Consider the following 14905-nt stretch of genomic DNA (forward strand, 5'->3'; position numbering starts at 1 on the left):
TTCTTCTTTATGACAAAGTCAGTAAAATTAGTTGAGAATAAAGACTTCGATCACAAGCAGGTATTAAATCTTTATCATCTAAATGGTTGGTCATCGGCGAATAAGCCAGACTTGTTGTTGAAGGCACTTATCAATTCTGATTCTTTAGTCCTTGCGTATATTGATAAAGAATTAGTAGGGTTGGGGAATGCTATCAGCGATGGGTTTTTAGTCGTTTATTATCCTCACCTCCTGGTTCATCCTGAATATAAAGGTTTGGGCATTGGGCGTAAAATTATGGAACGCATTCAGGAAAAGTACCAGACGTTTCATCAACAGATGCTTATAGCAGATAAGAATTCTACTGGATTTTATAAAAAATGTGGGTTTGAAAAAGCGGGAAAAACCCAATCAATGTGGATTTATTCGGGAAGTGAACACTAAAAGGTATGGGCTGTAATTTTCCGACGATCACAACAAAAACATTATTATTGCGGCAATTTAGCGATTCCGACCTGTTAAATGTATTTAAAGGGCTATCCGATCCCAGGGTTACAAAATATTACGGAGTCCATTTTCATTCTATTGAAGAAACTATGGAACAAATGAAGTGGTTCCGGGACCTCAGAAAAAACAACACCGGGATTTGGTGGGCAATATGCTCACATGATGGTAGAGTTTTTTATGGTGCTATCGGTTTGAATAGTCTTTCAATGATTCAAAAAAAAGCTGAAATCGGATTTTGGTTATTATATAAATATTGGGGAAATGGAGTAATGAAATTAGCAATACCGATTATTTGTGAATATGCTTTTAGCCAATTACACCTCCAGAAAATTGAAGCTTTTGTAGAGACTGAAAATATTAACTGTAAAAATCTATTAAAAAATCTGGGTTTTGCATTAGATGGAACTTTACGAGACTGTGAAATCAAATATGGAAATTATATTAGCCTGGATGTGTATGTTAAATTATCTAATTAAATGGTAAAATTAAATAAGGTCCTGTTATTACTTTTACTACCGTTCCTCTCATTTTCACAGTCCAATGCCGGATTCAATTCATTTCTAGATAAAACTATGAAGGTGGAGCTGAAGCTTTTTTAGGCCATTTACACGAACATGTTGAATATTCCCTGGAGGCCAGACGGAACCGCATTATGGGAATATTAAAAGTAAATCTAAAGCGCGACACGGTAACAAATACGGTGAAAGTAGGGTTTTATAATTTACAGGGATACGAACTGGAACTATTAGAAATTCTAAGTTTAACCAATGGAAAATGGGAGAAAAATGCGGGAAAAGAGTCAATGGATTTTTTTGTGGATTTCAGAATCAATGAAAATGGCTTATATCCTGAAATTATTACGATAGCAGCTCAATCCTCATCACCAGAATGCATCGTAACTGAGGACCTTATCAAAAAGCTATCAAAATTATTAAGAAGGAAAAAATACAGGAAAGCGAAAAAGCTTTACAGTATACTCAATCAGAGAAACCCATATAGCAAAGATTATATAGCGGTAAAAAAGCTATTGGCTGAAAATGGATACTAATTGGTTCTAAGTGTTTAAGAGAATTGTGAATAAGTGAACCTGAGCATACAGTATGCCTTAATTAAATAATTTGGATAAACACTTAGAATTTATAATTTACAATACTTGTTAGTCTAGCAAGTGAGTACTGTTACGTACAAACAAGTCATAATATTTGTAAATTTAAACAGCTATGAATTATCTAAAGACCACTTTTTTACTGTTTCTGATTACCTCTTTTCTTTTTGTCAGTTTAGGATTTACAACATTCAGTGACCAATCCAGGGTTTCTATAATTACGGGAAAAATTAAAAATTATGAGAAATATTCAAACACTAAAATTGTAGGTCTTTGTGCTCAGGGATTTGGTCCCGGGTTTGGTCCGGATATAAAGGAAGCAAAAGTACAATCAGATGGGAGCTTTCAAATAGAAATTACACAGGATGAGCCCAGGGAATTTGTTTTAAAACCTTTTTTCAATGTCCATATTTATACACATCCAGGGGATCGTGTTGAATTGACAATCGATTTGGATAATACAGGAGGCACCTTTTTTGAAGGAAACACCAAAGAAGACAATACAAAACTCAATCAATATTATTTGGACGGATTCTTTACCCACGAACGGACTTCCCGCCGGATAGTTGAATCCAAAACCCCGGATGATTTTTTACTTTATATTGACAGCATTTATAGAGTCCGGCAAAACTTACTCGATTCATTTAAGTCGAAATATAGTCCCTCGAATAGACTATATAACAATCTTAAAGCCTTAATACTGAACAATCACTACCAACAACTTATTAGGTACGGCTTATTCATTAATAGAAATTCTCCCGGGGTTTCCAAAGAAATCTCAGGAGATGAATCTTTTAGGTACTTTAACAATGTATTTGAAAATCTCAATAAAGATTTTGGTCAAATGACATCGCATCCTTCTTATGAGCATTCATTGAGTTTATATCAAGCGTATCTATTGCAGTTATTTATGCCTGAAGTTAAAAGGACTCCAGATTTGAAGGAATCAAAAGCATTTGCCAACCGAGTTGTAGAAATTTCAAAAAAGGGTAAGCCTCTTTTAAATGACCACCTATTGCTGAGTCTGGGAAGTTTAATTATCAAATCCAACCTGGACCACTTTGATTCCCTTCGATCTATTTTTGAAAAAAATATCCATTCCGCCGATATAAAAGCGCTACTTCGACAAAAGTATTCGGATCAAAAAAGACAAATTTATTCCATAAAGCCCCTTGAAGAATTTTCGTTGGAGGATGTAATGGTCAGTGAAGAGGTGAATCGGCTTATCAGTGAAAACAAAGGTAAAATAATCTATATCGATGTTTGGGCTACCTGGTGTAGTCCATGTGTAACGGACATGATCGAATCCAGGAATTCTGTGGCCAATGAACTAATGAAAGGAGATATGGCCGTGATATATGCCGGGACGGGAATTGATCAAAATGCCTGTGAAAAGTTTATTCAGAATAATGAAATTCCCGGAGAATTCACATTCCTGGATGAGGAAGCTGCTAAATATATTATGAACCGGTTTGGTAATCACGCCCTGCCCTTCCAGATCATCATTAGTCCACAAGGGGAAATAGTAGGGAAAGGAAACCGCTATAGATTTACTTCGTATGAGACTCAAAAGATGTTTGACTTGTTACGTAAAAATAGGCAGAATGAGGATGAAAGTCCTTAAATTAGAGTGGCGAGTGTGGTGATTAAGAATTACTGGATTAATTTACTATTTACTAAACAGTTGATATCCACGTTGACACAATGAATTACCTATATTTAATGAATATAATGAAGAGGGGAAGGATTATTTTAATTCTACTGGGTATTTTACATCTTTTTTGGGGGTGTGCTTCGGATTCTTCTGAACCACTTAAAGTAATGACCTGGAATATATGGCACGGGGGTATACACGGAAAAAAAGCCAATAACTTTGCTGAGGATACTGCTAATACGGAGAATATTTTAAAGGTTATTCAGCAAGAAAGTCCGGATATTCTTATGATGCAGGAAACCTATTGTTGTGGAATGAAAATAGCCAAAGATGCCGGATATCCATACTCGTTGAGAGGTAGTTCCAACTTGTCCATTCACAGTAAATACCCGATTGTTGACAGCATTGCCCTTTTCAAGCCATTTAATTCCCATGGAGCTATTATTGATGTTAATGGGCAGAATATTTTATGTATAAATGTTTGGTTGCATTATTTGCCAAACTATTTTGAAAGTATTAAAAATCTACCTCCGGATTCGTTGGTTCTGAAAGAGGCAGATACAAGACTAAAGGAAATAAAAGCTATATTACACGGTGTGGATAGTCTGGAGGCGGAGTTGGATATACCAATTATTATGGGAGGTGATTTTAATTCCGGGTCGCATCTGGATTGGGTGGAAAGTACAAGGGGTGCACATTACGGTAAGGTAGTTGAATGGCCTGTAAGTAAAGCCACTATCACTCATGGGTTTTCAGATTCTTTTAGAGAGATAAATCAGGATCCCTCCAAAACCCTTGAAGGAACATGGGGTTTTCTGTCTGAGGATATCATTTCGGACAGAATAGACTACATTTACTACAGAGGGAATGGTTTGGTCCCTGTCAATTCAAGAATCGTAATGGAAGATCCGGAAGGAGGATTTTTTAATTCTGATCACAGGGCCATCCTTTCAGAATTTGAGCTGGGAAAATAAGGATCAATCCTACAGAATTGTCGCAATATGTGCAATGACATACAAAGCCTTCGGAAAAACAAACGAACACATTTCTGTTGGAAATTCATTAATTAGGATAACGGGAGTTCGGCAGAGAAAATAAGAGCTCTGAAGTGCCTGTCCCGACATGAAATCGTCGGGAAGCGAAATATTCCTAACCCTGGGTGCCAACCCCGGGTGGGAAACAATTATTCGTCGAGCTCACGGTAGGGTAAGAACTTTCCGAGTTTAATTTGTTCAAAGGCGGTAAATGAACCTGACTCCTGAATACAACAAAAGCTGGATACAGGTGGATTGTTACTCCAAAGCCAAGTGAATCGCCTTTTCCACGGGTGTAAACCCTGCTTCGGGATTGGAAATGTTCAATTCTTCCTTCAACAACAATGGTGGCTGGGCCATAAACTTAGGTGTCTTTCCCCGATGTGCCTGCGCTGCGTGTACCATAAAGGGATGACAAAGATATATCGTACCCGCCCTGCCGGTAGCCATTACTTTTTCTCTTTCCGGAATTGTGGTTAATGTGTCTGCCAATTCCAAAAATGATTTTCCTGCTTTTCCTGCCGGGTACAGTATTCTCGCGACATCAATATGAGATCCTTTGTAAATAATTGTTGGCGCATCCCATTCCGTCACATCGGAGTATAAAACCAGCATGAGGAGTGCACGGCCCTTGGATTGAACATTAATCCGCCATGCAAGATAATTTGTTGGGTCTTCCCCGGGAAAACCTGCGTCAACATGTTTTCCAGTATCATTTGGTTCTTTTGGGGAAGGGAATCGGATAGGGAATGTTCCTACGTTTCGACAGGGAACCCACATTTCTTTACCTATCAGTTGATCAAAAATAGAGTGCAACTCAGGATTGTTAACAGAATCAACAAAAGGCTTTTGTGAATACATCCCCAACCGTATAACCGGCTCTTTCCAGGTCTCCGGATCTGATTTATTACAAGGGAGGTCTTTCCATAGTATCCTTTGCACCTCTACTGCTATTTGCACAGAAAAAGCATCATCTATACGTACGAATCCATTGATTATAAAATCCTCTATTAAATTAGAATCTAATTTGAAAGACATAAATTTATGATTTATACCGCTGGTTTAAAGAGTAAGCAGTTTTGAAGAAATAAATAAAAAATATAGTAGTTTGGATATAGAAAGTCCTTCCCCTCTATAATAAAGGGTTTATCAGAACGATATTAGGAATTGATGATTATAGTGTTGGAGTCATTTTCATACTTCCAAATTTACAAATTTTGAATAAAAAAATTGTGATTGAAGGAAATAATATAGTGGATATTCCGTCATTTTATAGGGAAATCAACCGTGTATTTATGCACGGGGAAAATTGGGAGATCGGTCAAAGTCTTGATGCATTCAATGATATGCTGTATGGAGGTTTTGGTATTATCCAGGGCTCAGATACTATCCGGTTTATATGGAAAAATTTCAAGAAAAATAAAATGGATCTGGGTTTTGAGACTACCAAGGCATTTTATATTGAGAAATTACAAACTCCTTCCAGGTTCAACACAGACCTAATTCGAAAATGGCTGGATGCTTTGGAAAAAGGAATGGGAAAAACATTTTTTGAAATAGTCATTGATATAATTGAGTCCCATGGTAATATTGAATTGATAGAAGAATAAAGTTTTCCAATCTTTAGGCACTTTTTGCGTATATAATCCCAACATTATAAACCTATATTTTTCATTGACTTACTATATTGTTTGTCATTTTACATCACTTTTTCTTACTATTACGTAGCATTTTATGATTAGTAGATTTTAATGTCAGGAAAATGAAAAAAATTGGCATCCATAAGTTGTACCGGAAGAACGCAGAAGAGGCAGAAAAAAAATTATTCGGAGCTTCGGGAAATCGAAGGGGTTTTTTGAAAAAATCTGCAGTTGTAGCGATGGGAAGCGTACTAGGTGCACCAGTAGTTTTTGGAAAAAATTATCCTTCAGGAATGATTCCTGCCGCTTTGGCAAATTCTTCAGAGCCGTTTAATTTGCCGGGGAAAGACCCGGGTCTGGTGGTGCTCAATGACCGTCCTATCAATGCGGAGACCCCACCCCATTTATTAAATGATAACATCACCCCGGGGGATAAATTGTTCGTGCGGAATAATGGAATTCCCCCGGAATTGGAAGAAATTAATGTCGACCAATGGACATTAACCATCGAAGGTGAATCGGCAGCACAGAAGAAAACATATACACTGGCTGAGTTAAAATCAAAATTTAAACATCATACATATCAAATTACCCTGGAGTGTGGAGGGAACGGACGAAGTGAATACAATCCTCCTGCCACAGGAAATCAATGGACGACAGGTGCCATTGGTTGCCCGGAGTGGACCGGGGTTCGACTTAAAGATGTATTGGAGGATGTAGGAATCAAAGATGATGCTGTATATATCGGATATTATGGGAATGATTCTCATATAAGCGGACAACCGGATAAAGTAGTTATCTCCCGCGGTGTACCCATGGAAAAGGCCCTAAAGAATGAGAGTTTGATCGCCTGGGCTATGAACGGTGAAGATATTCCTTATCTGAATGGTCATCCCCTTCGATTGTTGTTCGGCGGATGGCCTGCTTCTTGTTCCGGAAAATGGTTGAGCCGGATTGTTATTCGTAATAAAGTACATGACGGCCCCAAAATGACGGGCAAATCGTATAGGGTTCCTTGCAAGCCGGTAGCTCCGGGAACAGAGGTGGCGGATGAAGATATGTGTATTATCGAAGCCATGCCGGTTAAATCATTGATTACTTACCCAAAGACGGGAGCTATTATAACTTTAGGAGAGAAATTGCCGATCAAAGGTCACGCCTGGGCAGGGGATACATCTATACAAAAGGTAGAGTATTCCATTGACTTCGGAGCAACCTGGAATAGTTGCAACCTCAAAGCACCGGTTAATATGAATGCATGGCAGCACTTCGACGCGTCTGTTAGTTTTCCAGAAAAGGGATATTATGAAGTGTGGGCGCGGGCTACGGATGCGGAGGATGTTTCTCAGCCGATGGTTGTACCAGGTTGGAATCCCAGGGGATATCTGAATAACGCTTGTCACCGTATAGCTATTAAAGTCCAATAAAAGAGGAATATGCAAAAGCGAGAATCTCCATTATTTAAAACCTTTTTCTCAAAAAACAATAAGACGTATAGTCTGGTATTTCTGATTTTGTGTTTAGCGTTTCTTGGAGGGTGTGGTTCTGATAATTCTCAGGTATCTGAAGAAGAAGGATCGGAAGTAATAGCAGATAGTATTCATGTTGAAACAGGCCTGGTCTTAGGTGAGGGGTTTGACATTGTCAGGGCTACTTGTACGGCATGTCATTCTGCAAACCTGGTTACCCAAAATCGCGCTACAAGAGAGGGATGGGAAGAGATGATCCGTTGGATGCAGGCCAGCCAGGGCCTTTGGGATTTAGGTGAAAATGAAAGTCTGATCCTCGATTATTTAGCTGAGCATTACGGTATTGACCAGGAGGCAGGAAGAAGGCCGGGATTGGACATGTCGGCTATAGATTGGTATGATTTGGATCTTGAGGGTAAATAATTAATGCAAATAGTTTTTCAAAATATTAAATGTCATTTTCGTTCTGTTTTTGTTATACTTTTTTCTTGTGAGCTGTTCTCCGACCAATTCTTCCGGTACGGATGAGATGTATAAATCACCCGTTCTTGAAATTAAAAAGGTTGCAAACCGTAAAAAAATAGAGGATAAATACCCGGATACGAAAGTGATTATCGCGGGTCTCGGTCAGCCGGAGGAATGGAATTGTTGGACTATACCATTGAGTTATTTGGACAGAAGTGAAAATAGGCTCTTAATCTTCCAACACCGACCGGTCTAATGTATGTATTGAATCTATACCCATAAGTGAAAGTTGTAGTTCAATTTCCGCCAAAAAGTGCCTAAAAACAGCTTCTACCCCCTTTTCTCCAGCGACAGCAAGTCCGTAAACATAAGGTCGTCCAATTAATACTGCGTCAGCTCCCAGGGCCAGGGCTTTGATCACATCAGCCCCACTGCGGATCCCGCTGTCAAAAATGAGGGGAATTTCCTGGCCTAATTCCCTGTTAATATTATCCAGGCATTTCAGCGCACCTACTGCTCCATCAATTTGACGGCCACCGTGATTGGAAACTATGATACCATCCACTTCATGCTTTATAGCCAGTTGGGCATCTTCCGCTGTATGCACCCCTTTGACCAAAATGGCAAGATCCGTCATTGTTCGTAACCGTGGCAGGTCTTCCCATCGTAGTTCCGGCCGCATATAGATGTTAATAAAAGTTCGTACGGCGGCCATAGCCCGTTGGGTGCGAAGGTTTGCCCAAAATGAACCGGGGTATTTTCTGCATACACCCAGTACATTTTTCAAAGTCCGAAAGTTGATCGGGGGTTTATCTCCGGACTTCATAATTCCATCTGCCAGATTTTGATCCACGATCTTGTTGAATATCGGGTCCGAACTGTATTGAGCCAGGCCCAGACCGTGCAAAAAAGGTAAGTACCCGAGATCCAGGTCTTGTGGTCGCCAGCCAAGGGAAGTGGTATCGAGAGTTACAACAATGGCTTCACACCCGGATTTCTCAGCCCGCCGGATAAAACTTTCCACCAGTTCGTCTGACTTGCTCCAGTACAACTGGAACCACCGTGGGTTTTCATCCATTACCTCGGCACATTCTTCAATACTATATGATGCCTGGTTGGAAAAAATCATTGGAATGTTTAGGGTTTTACAAGCTTTGGCTACAGCTAAATCTGCTTGCGGATTTGCAAGTTCCAGCACACCAACAGGTGCGGCGATCAGGGGCGTGGAATATTCTTTCCCAAAGAGCTTTACTCCCAGGTCGATTTCCGACGAAGCTCGCATCATATTTCCCTTGAGTTCATAATCAGCAAACGCTTTACGGTTGGATATCATCGTGTTGCCTTGACCTGCACCTCCGGCTATATAAGCAAATGCTTCGGCAGAAAGAGCTGATTTAGCTTTCTGTTCCAACTGCTCATAATTCACCGGGACAACGGGTTTTTTCCCGGCCATTCCGCCGATAAAAATGTGCTTTTGTATGGGAACTCCGTACTTCACAAGTATGGGTTTTGTGTATTTGTAAGATAGGAAAAATTGTGTGGATATATGGAGTCAGGAATTTATTCCGGAGATAAATTTAGCCTGTTAAGGAACTTTTGCTTTGGGGAGTACGATGATATTACTTACCTTATAGTTATGTTTTGCAGCTCTTGGTCATACTTCTGGTTGTTAAAATAACGTGAGTTAGACAGAGAAAAAAGAGCTCTGAAGGAGCGAAATATAATTAACCCTGAGTGCCAACCCATGGTGGAAATCAAGGTAAAACGTCGATTCTGGCATTGATTTCCACAAAGTGAAGCCTTGCGCATTGCATTTTTCGCAAAAATAATGACAGAATCAATTATTCGTCGAGCTCACGTTAAAATATAAGTGACTGTGTTAGTGACAATTCACTAGTTAGAAATGGTATCTTATTTTGTGGGATATAAAGTAAAAATTCTTAACAAAAATAAATTTGCCCTTATGAGGAGAAAGAGTAAAATATTATGAACAAAGATTTAACAAATTCAGATATACATAGGAAGAATATCCTAAACAATAAGTTTGCTCTTCAAGGAATAGAGAAAGAGGTAGATTTTCGGGGTATTCGTTTTGAAGGCATATTACGTTATACAAAGAGGCAAATTGCTCGATTTTACTATATTGATGAAGGGACGATTAATCGGTATTTAGAGCAACATGAAAAGGAATTTCATCTAGTGGCAATGAACTGTTAAAAGGGAGATGCCTTAATCACTTTAAGGCAAAATAGAAATTTACAAATCAAATGATGGTTCCGAAATTGAGGTGACATTGGAATCGGAAACAATTTGGTTGGATGCCCACCTTATGGCAAACTTATTTGGGGTACAACGTCCTGCAATAGTTAAACACATTGGGAACATTTATAAATCCGGAGAATTGGACGAAGTTTCAACCTGTTCCAAAATGGAACAAGTTGCCTCAGATGGAAAACGTAGAGTAATGAACCTCTATAATCTCGATATATTTATTTCTGTTGGATATAGAGTAAATTCCACTAAAGCAACACAATTCCGTCAGTGGGCAACCCAACGGCTCAAAGACTACCTGGTGAAAGGCTATTCGATCAATCAAAAGCGTCTCGAGCGAACCCAGCAAGAAGTCAGAACGCTCAGGACAGGCATCCAAATATTTTAAGTAGGGTCATAGAAAACAAAGCCGGAGAAGAAGGTTTTGAATGGCTGAATCAATACACTAATGGTCTGGAATGGTTGGATGATTATGACCATGAGCGTCTGGATGACAAGGGACTAACTGAACGAGCAGCCCTGTATCCGTCAAGAAAAGAATATCAGGAACTCATCGACCGGATGAAAACCGATTTTGATTCCACGGTTTTCGCAGTGGAAAAGGATCAGGGATTTGAAAGCGCCATTCACCAAATTGCTCAGGGTTTTGGTGATGAAGAATTTTATCCCGGCCTGGAGGAGTAAGCGGCCATGTTACTTTATCTTATTGTAAAAAATCATGCCTTTACTGATGGTAATAAACGAATAGCAGCTGCTTGCTTTCTTCTTTTTCTTGAAAAGAATCAACTACTATACAATGTCCGGGGACAATCAATAATCAGTAATGAAGCCCTGGCAGGTCTCACGCTTTTTGTGGCTGACAGCAAACCCGAAGAAATGGAAACTGTAAAAAAATTGATTGTTAGTATATTGAACAGAAATAGATAATAAATTGGAAGAATGTATTTAATTAATAGGAAAACTATACTTGTTTATGACAATCCACTGTCACTACGCAAAGGTAACTTAGCGGTGAAATAAATAGTACCAGTCATGGAATTGAATAATGGCATTGAAACTTACTATCCCCGGACTAAAGCTCATTGGCGTAAGTGGTTAGAAAAAAACAGTCAATCAAAAACGGAGGTTTGTCTCATTCTCTACCATAAAAAGAGCCCTGTACCTGGCATTAGTTACGATGAAGCCCTGGAAGAAGCCCTTTGTTTCGGCTGGATCGATTCGATGCGAAATAAAAGGGACCACGAAAGTTATTACCAGCGCTTTTCGCCCCGAAAGACCCGTAGTAACTGGAGTGACCGGAATAAGAAGATTGTCGGTAGATTAATTAGGGAAAAACGCATGAAATCAGGTGGTTTGCAAATGGTTGAAGAGGCGAAAGTTAAGGGTACGTGGGATTGAATATTTTTTGCAACAATGTTGCATGATTTGTGTTCCATTATTTTTAATTTCACCTATATAAATCCAAAATACATGGAAGAAAATATGCACTTTGAAGTTATTATCATCGGCGGCAGCTATGCCGGACTTTCTGCTGCAATGGCTCTGGGGCGATCACTGAGAAATACTCTGGTCATAGACGGCGGAAACCCCTGCAACCGGCAAACACCTCATTCGCACAATTTCATCACACAGGACGGGCAGGTTCCTGCGGAAATATCCAGGATTGCCCGGGACCAGGTATCCAAGTATGAGACGGTAAAGGTTTTTGAAGGATTAGTCACTCATGCTGCGAAAACGCGAGACGGATTCGAAGTCCATACTTCCCCGGGAACAACATTCACTGCCAAAAAATTGATCCTGGCCACCGGCCTCCGGGATATAATGCCTGACATCAAAGGTTTTGCCGAATGCTGGGGTATCTCGGCCATTCACTGTCCATATTGTCACGGCTATGAAGTATGGGGAGAGAAAACGGGTATTCTGGCCAATGGTGATGCCGCCATGCACTATGCAAACCTTGTTTCCCGGTTGACTCCCGATCTTACACTTTTTACCAACGGTCCTTCAACGCTGAGCCCGGAACAAATGGAAAAGCTCAAATCGCACAATATTAGAATCATTGAAAAAGAACTAATAGAGATAAAGCATCACAACGGTCAATTAACCGATATAATCCTAGTCGATCAATCAAAGATCCCCCTGAAGGCCCTTTATCACAGCCCAGCATTTGAACAACACTCCGGCATTGCAGTAGAACTGGGATGTGAAGTGACGGAACAGGGATTGATCAAAGTGGATGATTTCCATAAAACCAATGTACCGGGGGTGTTGGCCTGTGGAGACAATTCCGGAATGCGTTCGGTATCTATAGCTGTGGCCTCCGGAACCAAAGCCGGGGCAATGGTTAATCTTGAATTGGCAGAAGAGGAGTTTTAAGCTAAGGATAAAAGCTTAAAAGTCTACCTTGCTTTCTTTGTATTATTTTGGTTGGATATAGAGCTCTTCATTCGTAAATTTAAAGCGCGAAATATGCTTCCCGAAGCTTGGTTCATAAAGGAACATGGCTATCCTTTCCTGGTACATAAATCTTGCCCAAAATTGATCCGTTATTGCTTGCAATCAGAAGAATTATTCAATCGGTATATAAATACACTAATCTGATTCAACCATCAGTATGAAATGAAATACCTGGGTGATTTGGACCCTGAAGCTGAATTAAATCGAATGGTTGTTAACGGTGCGGGAAACCCTTTGTATTACATTCTTAATTTCAAGGGCCTTTATCGGAAGAAAGGATTTGTACCAGGGAGTATCCCATTAAAAACAAATAAGGTGAAGGCTACAATTTTAAAAGTTTACATACACGTTAAACATTATGTTAGCTTTATTTTACCGAACCTCCGACAGGTATTGGAAAGAAGCTTTTTTGAATCTGTACTTTAATTCTTATATTAAGGCTACTTAAAAATCACAACAACAAAATTATGAAATCAGGTATGCTGGTTAGTCTGGCCATCCTACTGTCAGCATTGTCTTTCGGGCAGAAGATTGATGGTAGGTATTACGGAGGATCTGATAATATATTTTTTAATCCTGGTAAAAATGTGGACTCGGTCTACTTTTCCATAAAAAGCGATCGTTCTGGAATTATCGGAGATTTTTATGGTTCCGGAACCTACAAGATACTGGACAAATACCTAATCATTCATACAGGTGAATATCATGGGAAAAAATCAACATATAAAAAGACAAAAAGGGATCAGGAATTTGTAATAATTACCGTGCTTGACTTTGAAGGAAATCCGCTTATTGGAGCCAATATCGAGATAATGGACACTTCGGGAAACATTATACTGGGAAAAGTCTCTGATATAAATGGGAGGACTTTTATTGACAAGAATCAAACAGCTGATAAACTTGTTGTCTCCTACTTTCGGGAATCTCATGCTATTAATTTTACCGATAAATATGACTACCAGGTACAACTTCGAACTTATAAGGTAATCGAAGATAAAACGATAGTCTTCAAGATCAATTCACTGGAAAAAGAGGCAATGAATGTAACGCTGTTGACGACGAACCTGGAAGGTGATAATAATAAACCAATTGCTATGGAGATGCTCAAAGCTTTGGAAACACAACATTCATACAGGGAAAGGGTCCTGGTAAAGCAATAAAATTTATCAATTTATATAATTAGTCAAAACTTACCTGTAAGCATTGGAAAGTTTTATACCAGCTTTGCTGCGATTAAATGATGACTCCATACATATTTGCAAACTAAAATAATCGGGATTATCCCTGGCATGATTGATGGTAAATCAAATAATTGCAATCAATCCTCAACATTATTCACCTTTTTCTCGTGAATAAAGCTGTTTAAAATTCTCAAATTAAGAATTTGTTTCATTAATCATAAAAAAGTTAAACTCTTAATATCGCCAACACTAATTGTTTGTTATTTTGTGTTTGCGTACACATATTCATTAGATTAAAAAATTATTCATAAATTTAGGCCGTTAATCCCGATGGGATAAGTATGTAAGGGGCCACAACTCATTATTTACTCATATTAATTTATACAATGAAACAATTTTTATTATTCTTAATTATTCCCCTCTTTTTGGCTAGTTGTTCGGAATCTGAGGAGGAATGGGTTGATCTATTAGATGAGGAACACGCCCAAAATTGGCGGGGGTACAATGCAGAATCTTTACCTCCCGGATGGACGATCGAAGACGATATGTTGTACTTCGACACCGAAATGGAACTGGAACAGGATTATGAGGGTGGCAGCGACGTAATTTACGGTGGTAAGGAATATGAACATTTTGAATTATCGGTTGAATGGAAAATTCCCGAAGGAGGGAATAGTGGGATTTTTTACCATATCCAGGAAGGTCATAAGTCCCCTTCAGGTACCTCACCGGAATACCAATTGATCGACGATGAAAATTATGCAGACATTCATGATCTTACGAGCTATAATTCACAATTTGGAGCCGAACATCCTGAATTGCTCCAGGACTGGCAGATGACAGGTGCAGACTACGCTATGCACACGGTAGAAGCGGATAATAAAGTGCTTCACCCGACAGGGGAATGGAATACGTCCAAAATTGTTGTTGCTCCTGATCGAACCGAGCATTGGCTCAATGGAGTGAAATTATTGAGCTTCGTACCCTGGTCTGATGATTGGGAAAAAAGGAAAAACTCAGGGAAATGGGATAAATATCCTGACTACGGGAGTTTTAAAACTGGATATATTGGATTCCAGGACCATGGAAGTTCTCTTTGGTTTAAAAACATAAAGATTAGACCACTATAATTAAATAATTGGA

At 39.2% G+C, this 14905-nt stretch carries 14 protein-coding genes and 1 pseudogene; 13 read left to right on the forward strand and 2 right to left on the reverse strand.

Annotated features, from left to right (window positions below):
- Window positions 1–9 precede the first annotated feature (9 nt).
- The 5 genes from LVD47_RS02590 to LVD47_RS02610 all read left to right on the forward strand — a co-directional run bounded on the left by LVD47_RS02590 (window position 10) and on the right by LVD47_RS02610 (window position 4219).
- On the forward strand, window positions 10–423 hold the full coding sequence (locus LVD47_RS02590) for a GNAT family N-acetyltransferase (RefSeq protein ID WP_236973964.1): 414 nt from the start codon (window positions 10–12) through the stop codon (window positions 421–423).
- A gap of 5 nt (window positions 424–428) precedes the next feature.
- The gene (locus LVD47_RS02595; RefSeq protein ID WP_236973965.1) at window positions 429–962 is read left to right on the forward strand and encodes a GNAT family N-acetyltransferase; all 534 of its coding nucleotides are present in this window, start codon (window positions 429–431) and stop codon (window positions 960–962) included.
- A gap of 176 nt (window positions 963–1138) precedes the next feature.
- On the forward strand, window positions 1139–1534 hold the full coding sequence (locus LVD47_RS02600; protein ID WP_236973966.1) for a hypothetical protein: 396 nt from the start codon (window positions 1139–1141) through the stop codon (window positions 1532–1534).
- A 172-nt stretch (window positions 1535–1706) separates the two neighbouring features.
- Entirely contained in the window at window positions 1707–3215 is a 1509-nt protein-coding gene (locus LVD47_RS02605; RefSeq protein ID WP_236973967.1) for a TlpA family protein disulfide reductase, read from the forward strand.
- 98 nt (window positions 3216–3313) lie between these two features.
- Window positions 3314–4219, forward strand: coding sequence for an endonuclease/exonuclease/phosphatase family protein (locus LVD47_RS02610; protein ID WP_236973968.1), 906 nt, complete (start codon window positions 3314–3316; stop codon window positions 4217–4219).
- Between the two features lie 318 nt (window positions 4220–4537).
- On the opposite strand, the gene LVD47_RS02615 is transcribed toward LVD47_RS02610, so the two are convergent.
- On the reverse strand, window positions 4538–5317 hold the full coding sequence (locus LVD47_RS02615) for a phytanoyl-CoA dioxygenase family protein (RefSeq protein WP_236973969.1): 780 nt from the start codon (window positions 5315–5317) through the stop codon (window positions 4538–4540).
- A 179-nt stretch (window positions 5318–5496) separates the two neighbouring features.
- On the opposite strand from LVD47_RS02615, the gene LVD47_RS02620 reads away from it, so the two are divergent.
- The 3 genes from LVD47_RS02620 (at window position 5497) to LVD47_RS02630 (ending at window position 7811) form a co-directional block, all read left to right on the forward strand.
- Complete coding sequence (locus tag LVD47_RS02620; RefSeq protein ID WP_236973970.1) at window positions 5497–5889, forward strand: barstar family protein; 393 nt, start codon at window positions 5497–5499, stop codon at window positions 5887–5889.
- A 152-nt stretch (window positions 5890–6041) separates the two neighbouring features.
- Complete coding sequence (locus LVD47_RS02625; protein ID WP_236973971.1) at window positions 6042–7346, forward strand: sulfite oxidase; 1305 nt, start codon at window positions 6042–6044, stop codon at window positions 7344–7346.
- Between the two features lie 9 nt (window positions 7347–7355).
- A complete protein-coding gene (locus tag LVD47_RS02630) occupies window positions 7356–7811 on the forward strand; it encodes a hypothetical protein (protein WP_236973972.1) in 456 nt (151 codons plus the stop codon).
- A 271-nt stretch (window positions 7812–8082) separates the two neighbouring features.
- On the opposite strand, the gene LVD47_RS02635 is transcribed toward LVD47_RS02630, so the two are convergent.
- Complete coding sequence (locus LVD47_RS02635; protein WP_236973973.1) at window positions 8083–9351, reverse strand: alpha-hydroxy-acid oxidizing protein; 1269 nt, start codon at window positions 9349–9351, stop codon at window positions 8083–8085.
- A 750-nt stretch (window positions 9352–10101) separates the two neighbouring features.
- On the opposite strand from LVD47_RS02635, the pseudogene LVD47_RS24290 reads away from it, so the two are divergent.
- From LVD47_RS24290 to LVD47_RS02665, 5 genes and pseudogenes are all read left to right on the forward strand, one after another.
- Window positions 10102–11051 (forward strand): annotated as a pseudogene (locus tag LVD47_RS24290) (virulence RhuM family protein/type II toxin-antitoxin system death-on-curing family toxin).
- Window positions 11052–11156: 105 nt separating this feature from the next.
- Window positions 11157–11522, forward strand: coding sequence for a YdeI/OmpD-associated family protein (locus LVD47_RS02650; protein WP_236973976.1), 366 nt, complete (start codon window positions 11157–11159; stop codon window positions 11520–11522).
- Between the two features lie 72 nt (window positions 11523–11594).
- Window positions 11595–12500, forward strand: coding sequence for an NAD(P)/FAD-dependent oxidoreductase (locus tag LVD47_RS02655; RefSeq protein WP_236973977.1), 906 nt, complete (start codon window positions 11595–11597; stop codon window positions 12498–12500).
- 548 nt (window positions 12501–13048) lie between these two features.
- Window positions 13049–13741 carry a hypothetical protein gene (locus LVD47_RS02660; protein WP_236973978.1) on the forward strand — a complete coding sequence of 231 codons (693 nt, stop codon included), beginning with the start codon at window positions 13049–13051 and terminating at the stop codon, window positions 13739–13741.
- Between the two features lie 407 nt (window positions 13742–14148).
- Window positions 14149–14892: a 3-keto-disaccharide hydrolase gene (locus LVD47_RS02665; protein ID WP_236973979.1), complete on the forward strand. Its 744-nt coding sequence runs from the start codon at window positions 14149–14151 to the stop codon at window positions 14890–14892.
- Window positions 14893–14905 lie beyond the last annotated feature (13 nt).

The sequence above is a fragment of the Membranihabitans maritimus genome (genome assembly GCF_021729145.1).
In the GTDB taxonomy this organism is placed as follows: Bacteria; Bacteroidota; Bacteroidia; order Chitinophagales; family Saprospiraceae; genus Membranihabitans; species Membranihabitans maritimus.

Bases quoted from the DNA above. Each gene is read 5' to 3' on its own strand.
- LVD47_RS02660 (WP_236973978.1), top strand. From the start codon at position 13,049: ATGAAATCAGGTATGCTGGTTAGTCTGGCCATCCTACTGTCAGCATTG.
- LVD47_RS02630 (WP_236973972.1), top strand. From the start codon at position 7,356: ATGCAAAAGCGAGAATCTCCATTATTTAAAACCTTTTTCTCAAAAAAC.
- LVD47_RS02590 (WP_236973964.1), top strand. From the start codon at position 10: ATGACAAAGTCAGTAAAATTAGTTGAGAATAAAGACTTCGATCACAAG.
- LVD47_RS02655 (WP_236973977.1), top strand. From the start codon at position 11,595: ATGGAAGAAAATATGCACTTTGAAGTTATTATCATCGGCGGCAGCTAT.
- LVD47_RS02665 (WP_236973979.1), top strand. From the start codon at position 14,149: ATGAAACAATTTTTATTATTCTTAATTATTCCCCTCTTTTTGGCTAGT.
- LVD47_RS02595 (WP_236973965.1), top strand. From the start codon at position 429: ATGGGCTGTAATTTTCCGACGATCACAACAAAAACATTATTATTGCGG.
- LVD47_RS02610 (WP_236973968.1), top strand. From the start codon at position 3,314: ATGAATATAATGAAGAGGGGAAGGATTATTTTAATTCTACTGGGTATT.
- LVD47_RS02625 (WP_236973971.1), top strand. From the start codon at position 6,042: ATGAAAAAAATTGGCATCCATAAGTTGTACCGGAAGAACGCAGAAGAG.
- LVD47_RS02600 (WP_236973966.1), top strand. From the start codon at position 1,139: ATGGGAATATTAAAAGTAAATCTAAAGCGCGACACGGTAACAAATACG.
- LVD47_RS02650 (WP_236973976.1), top strand. From the start codon at position 11,157: ATGGAATTGAATAATGGCATTGAAACTTACTATCCCCGGACTAAAGCT.
- LVD47_RS02615 (WP_236973969.1), bottom strand. From the start codon at position 5,317: ATGTCTTTCAAATTAGATTCTAATTTAATAGAGGATTTTATAATCAAT.
- LVD47_RS02605 (WP_236973967.1), top strand. From the start codon at position 1,707: ATGAATTATCTAAAGACCACTTTTTTACTGTTTCTGATTACCTCTTTT.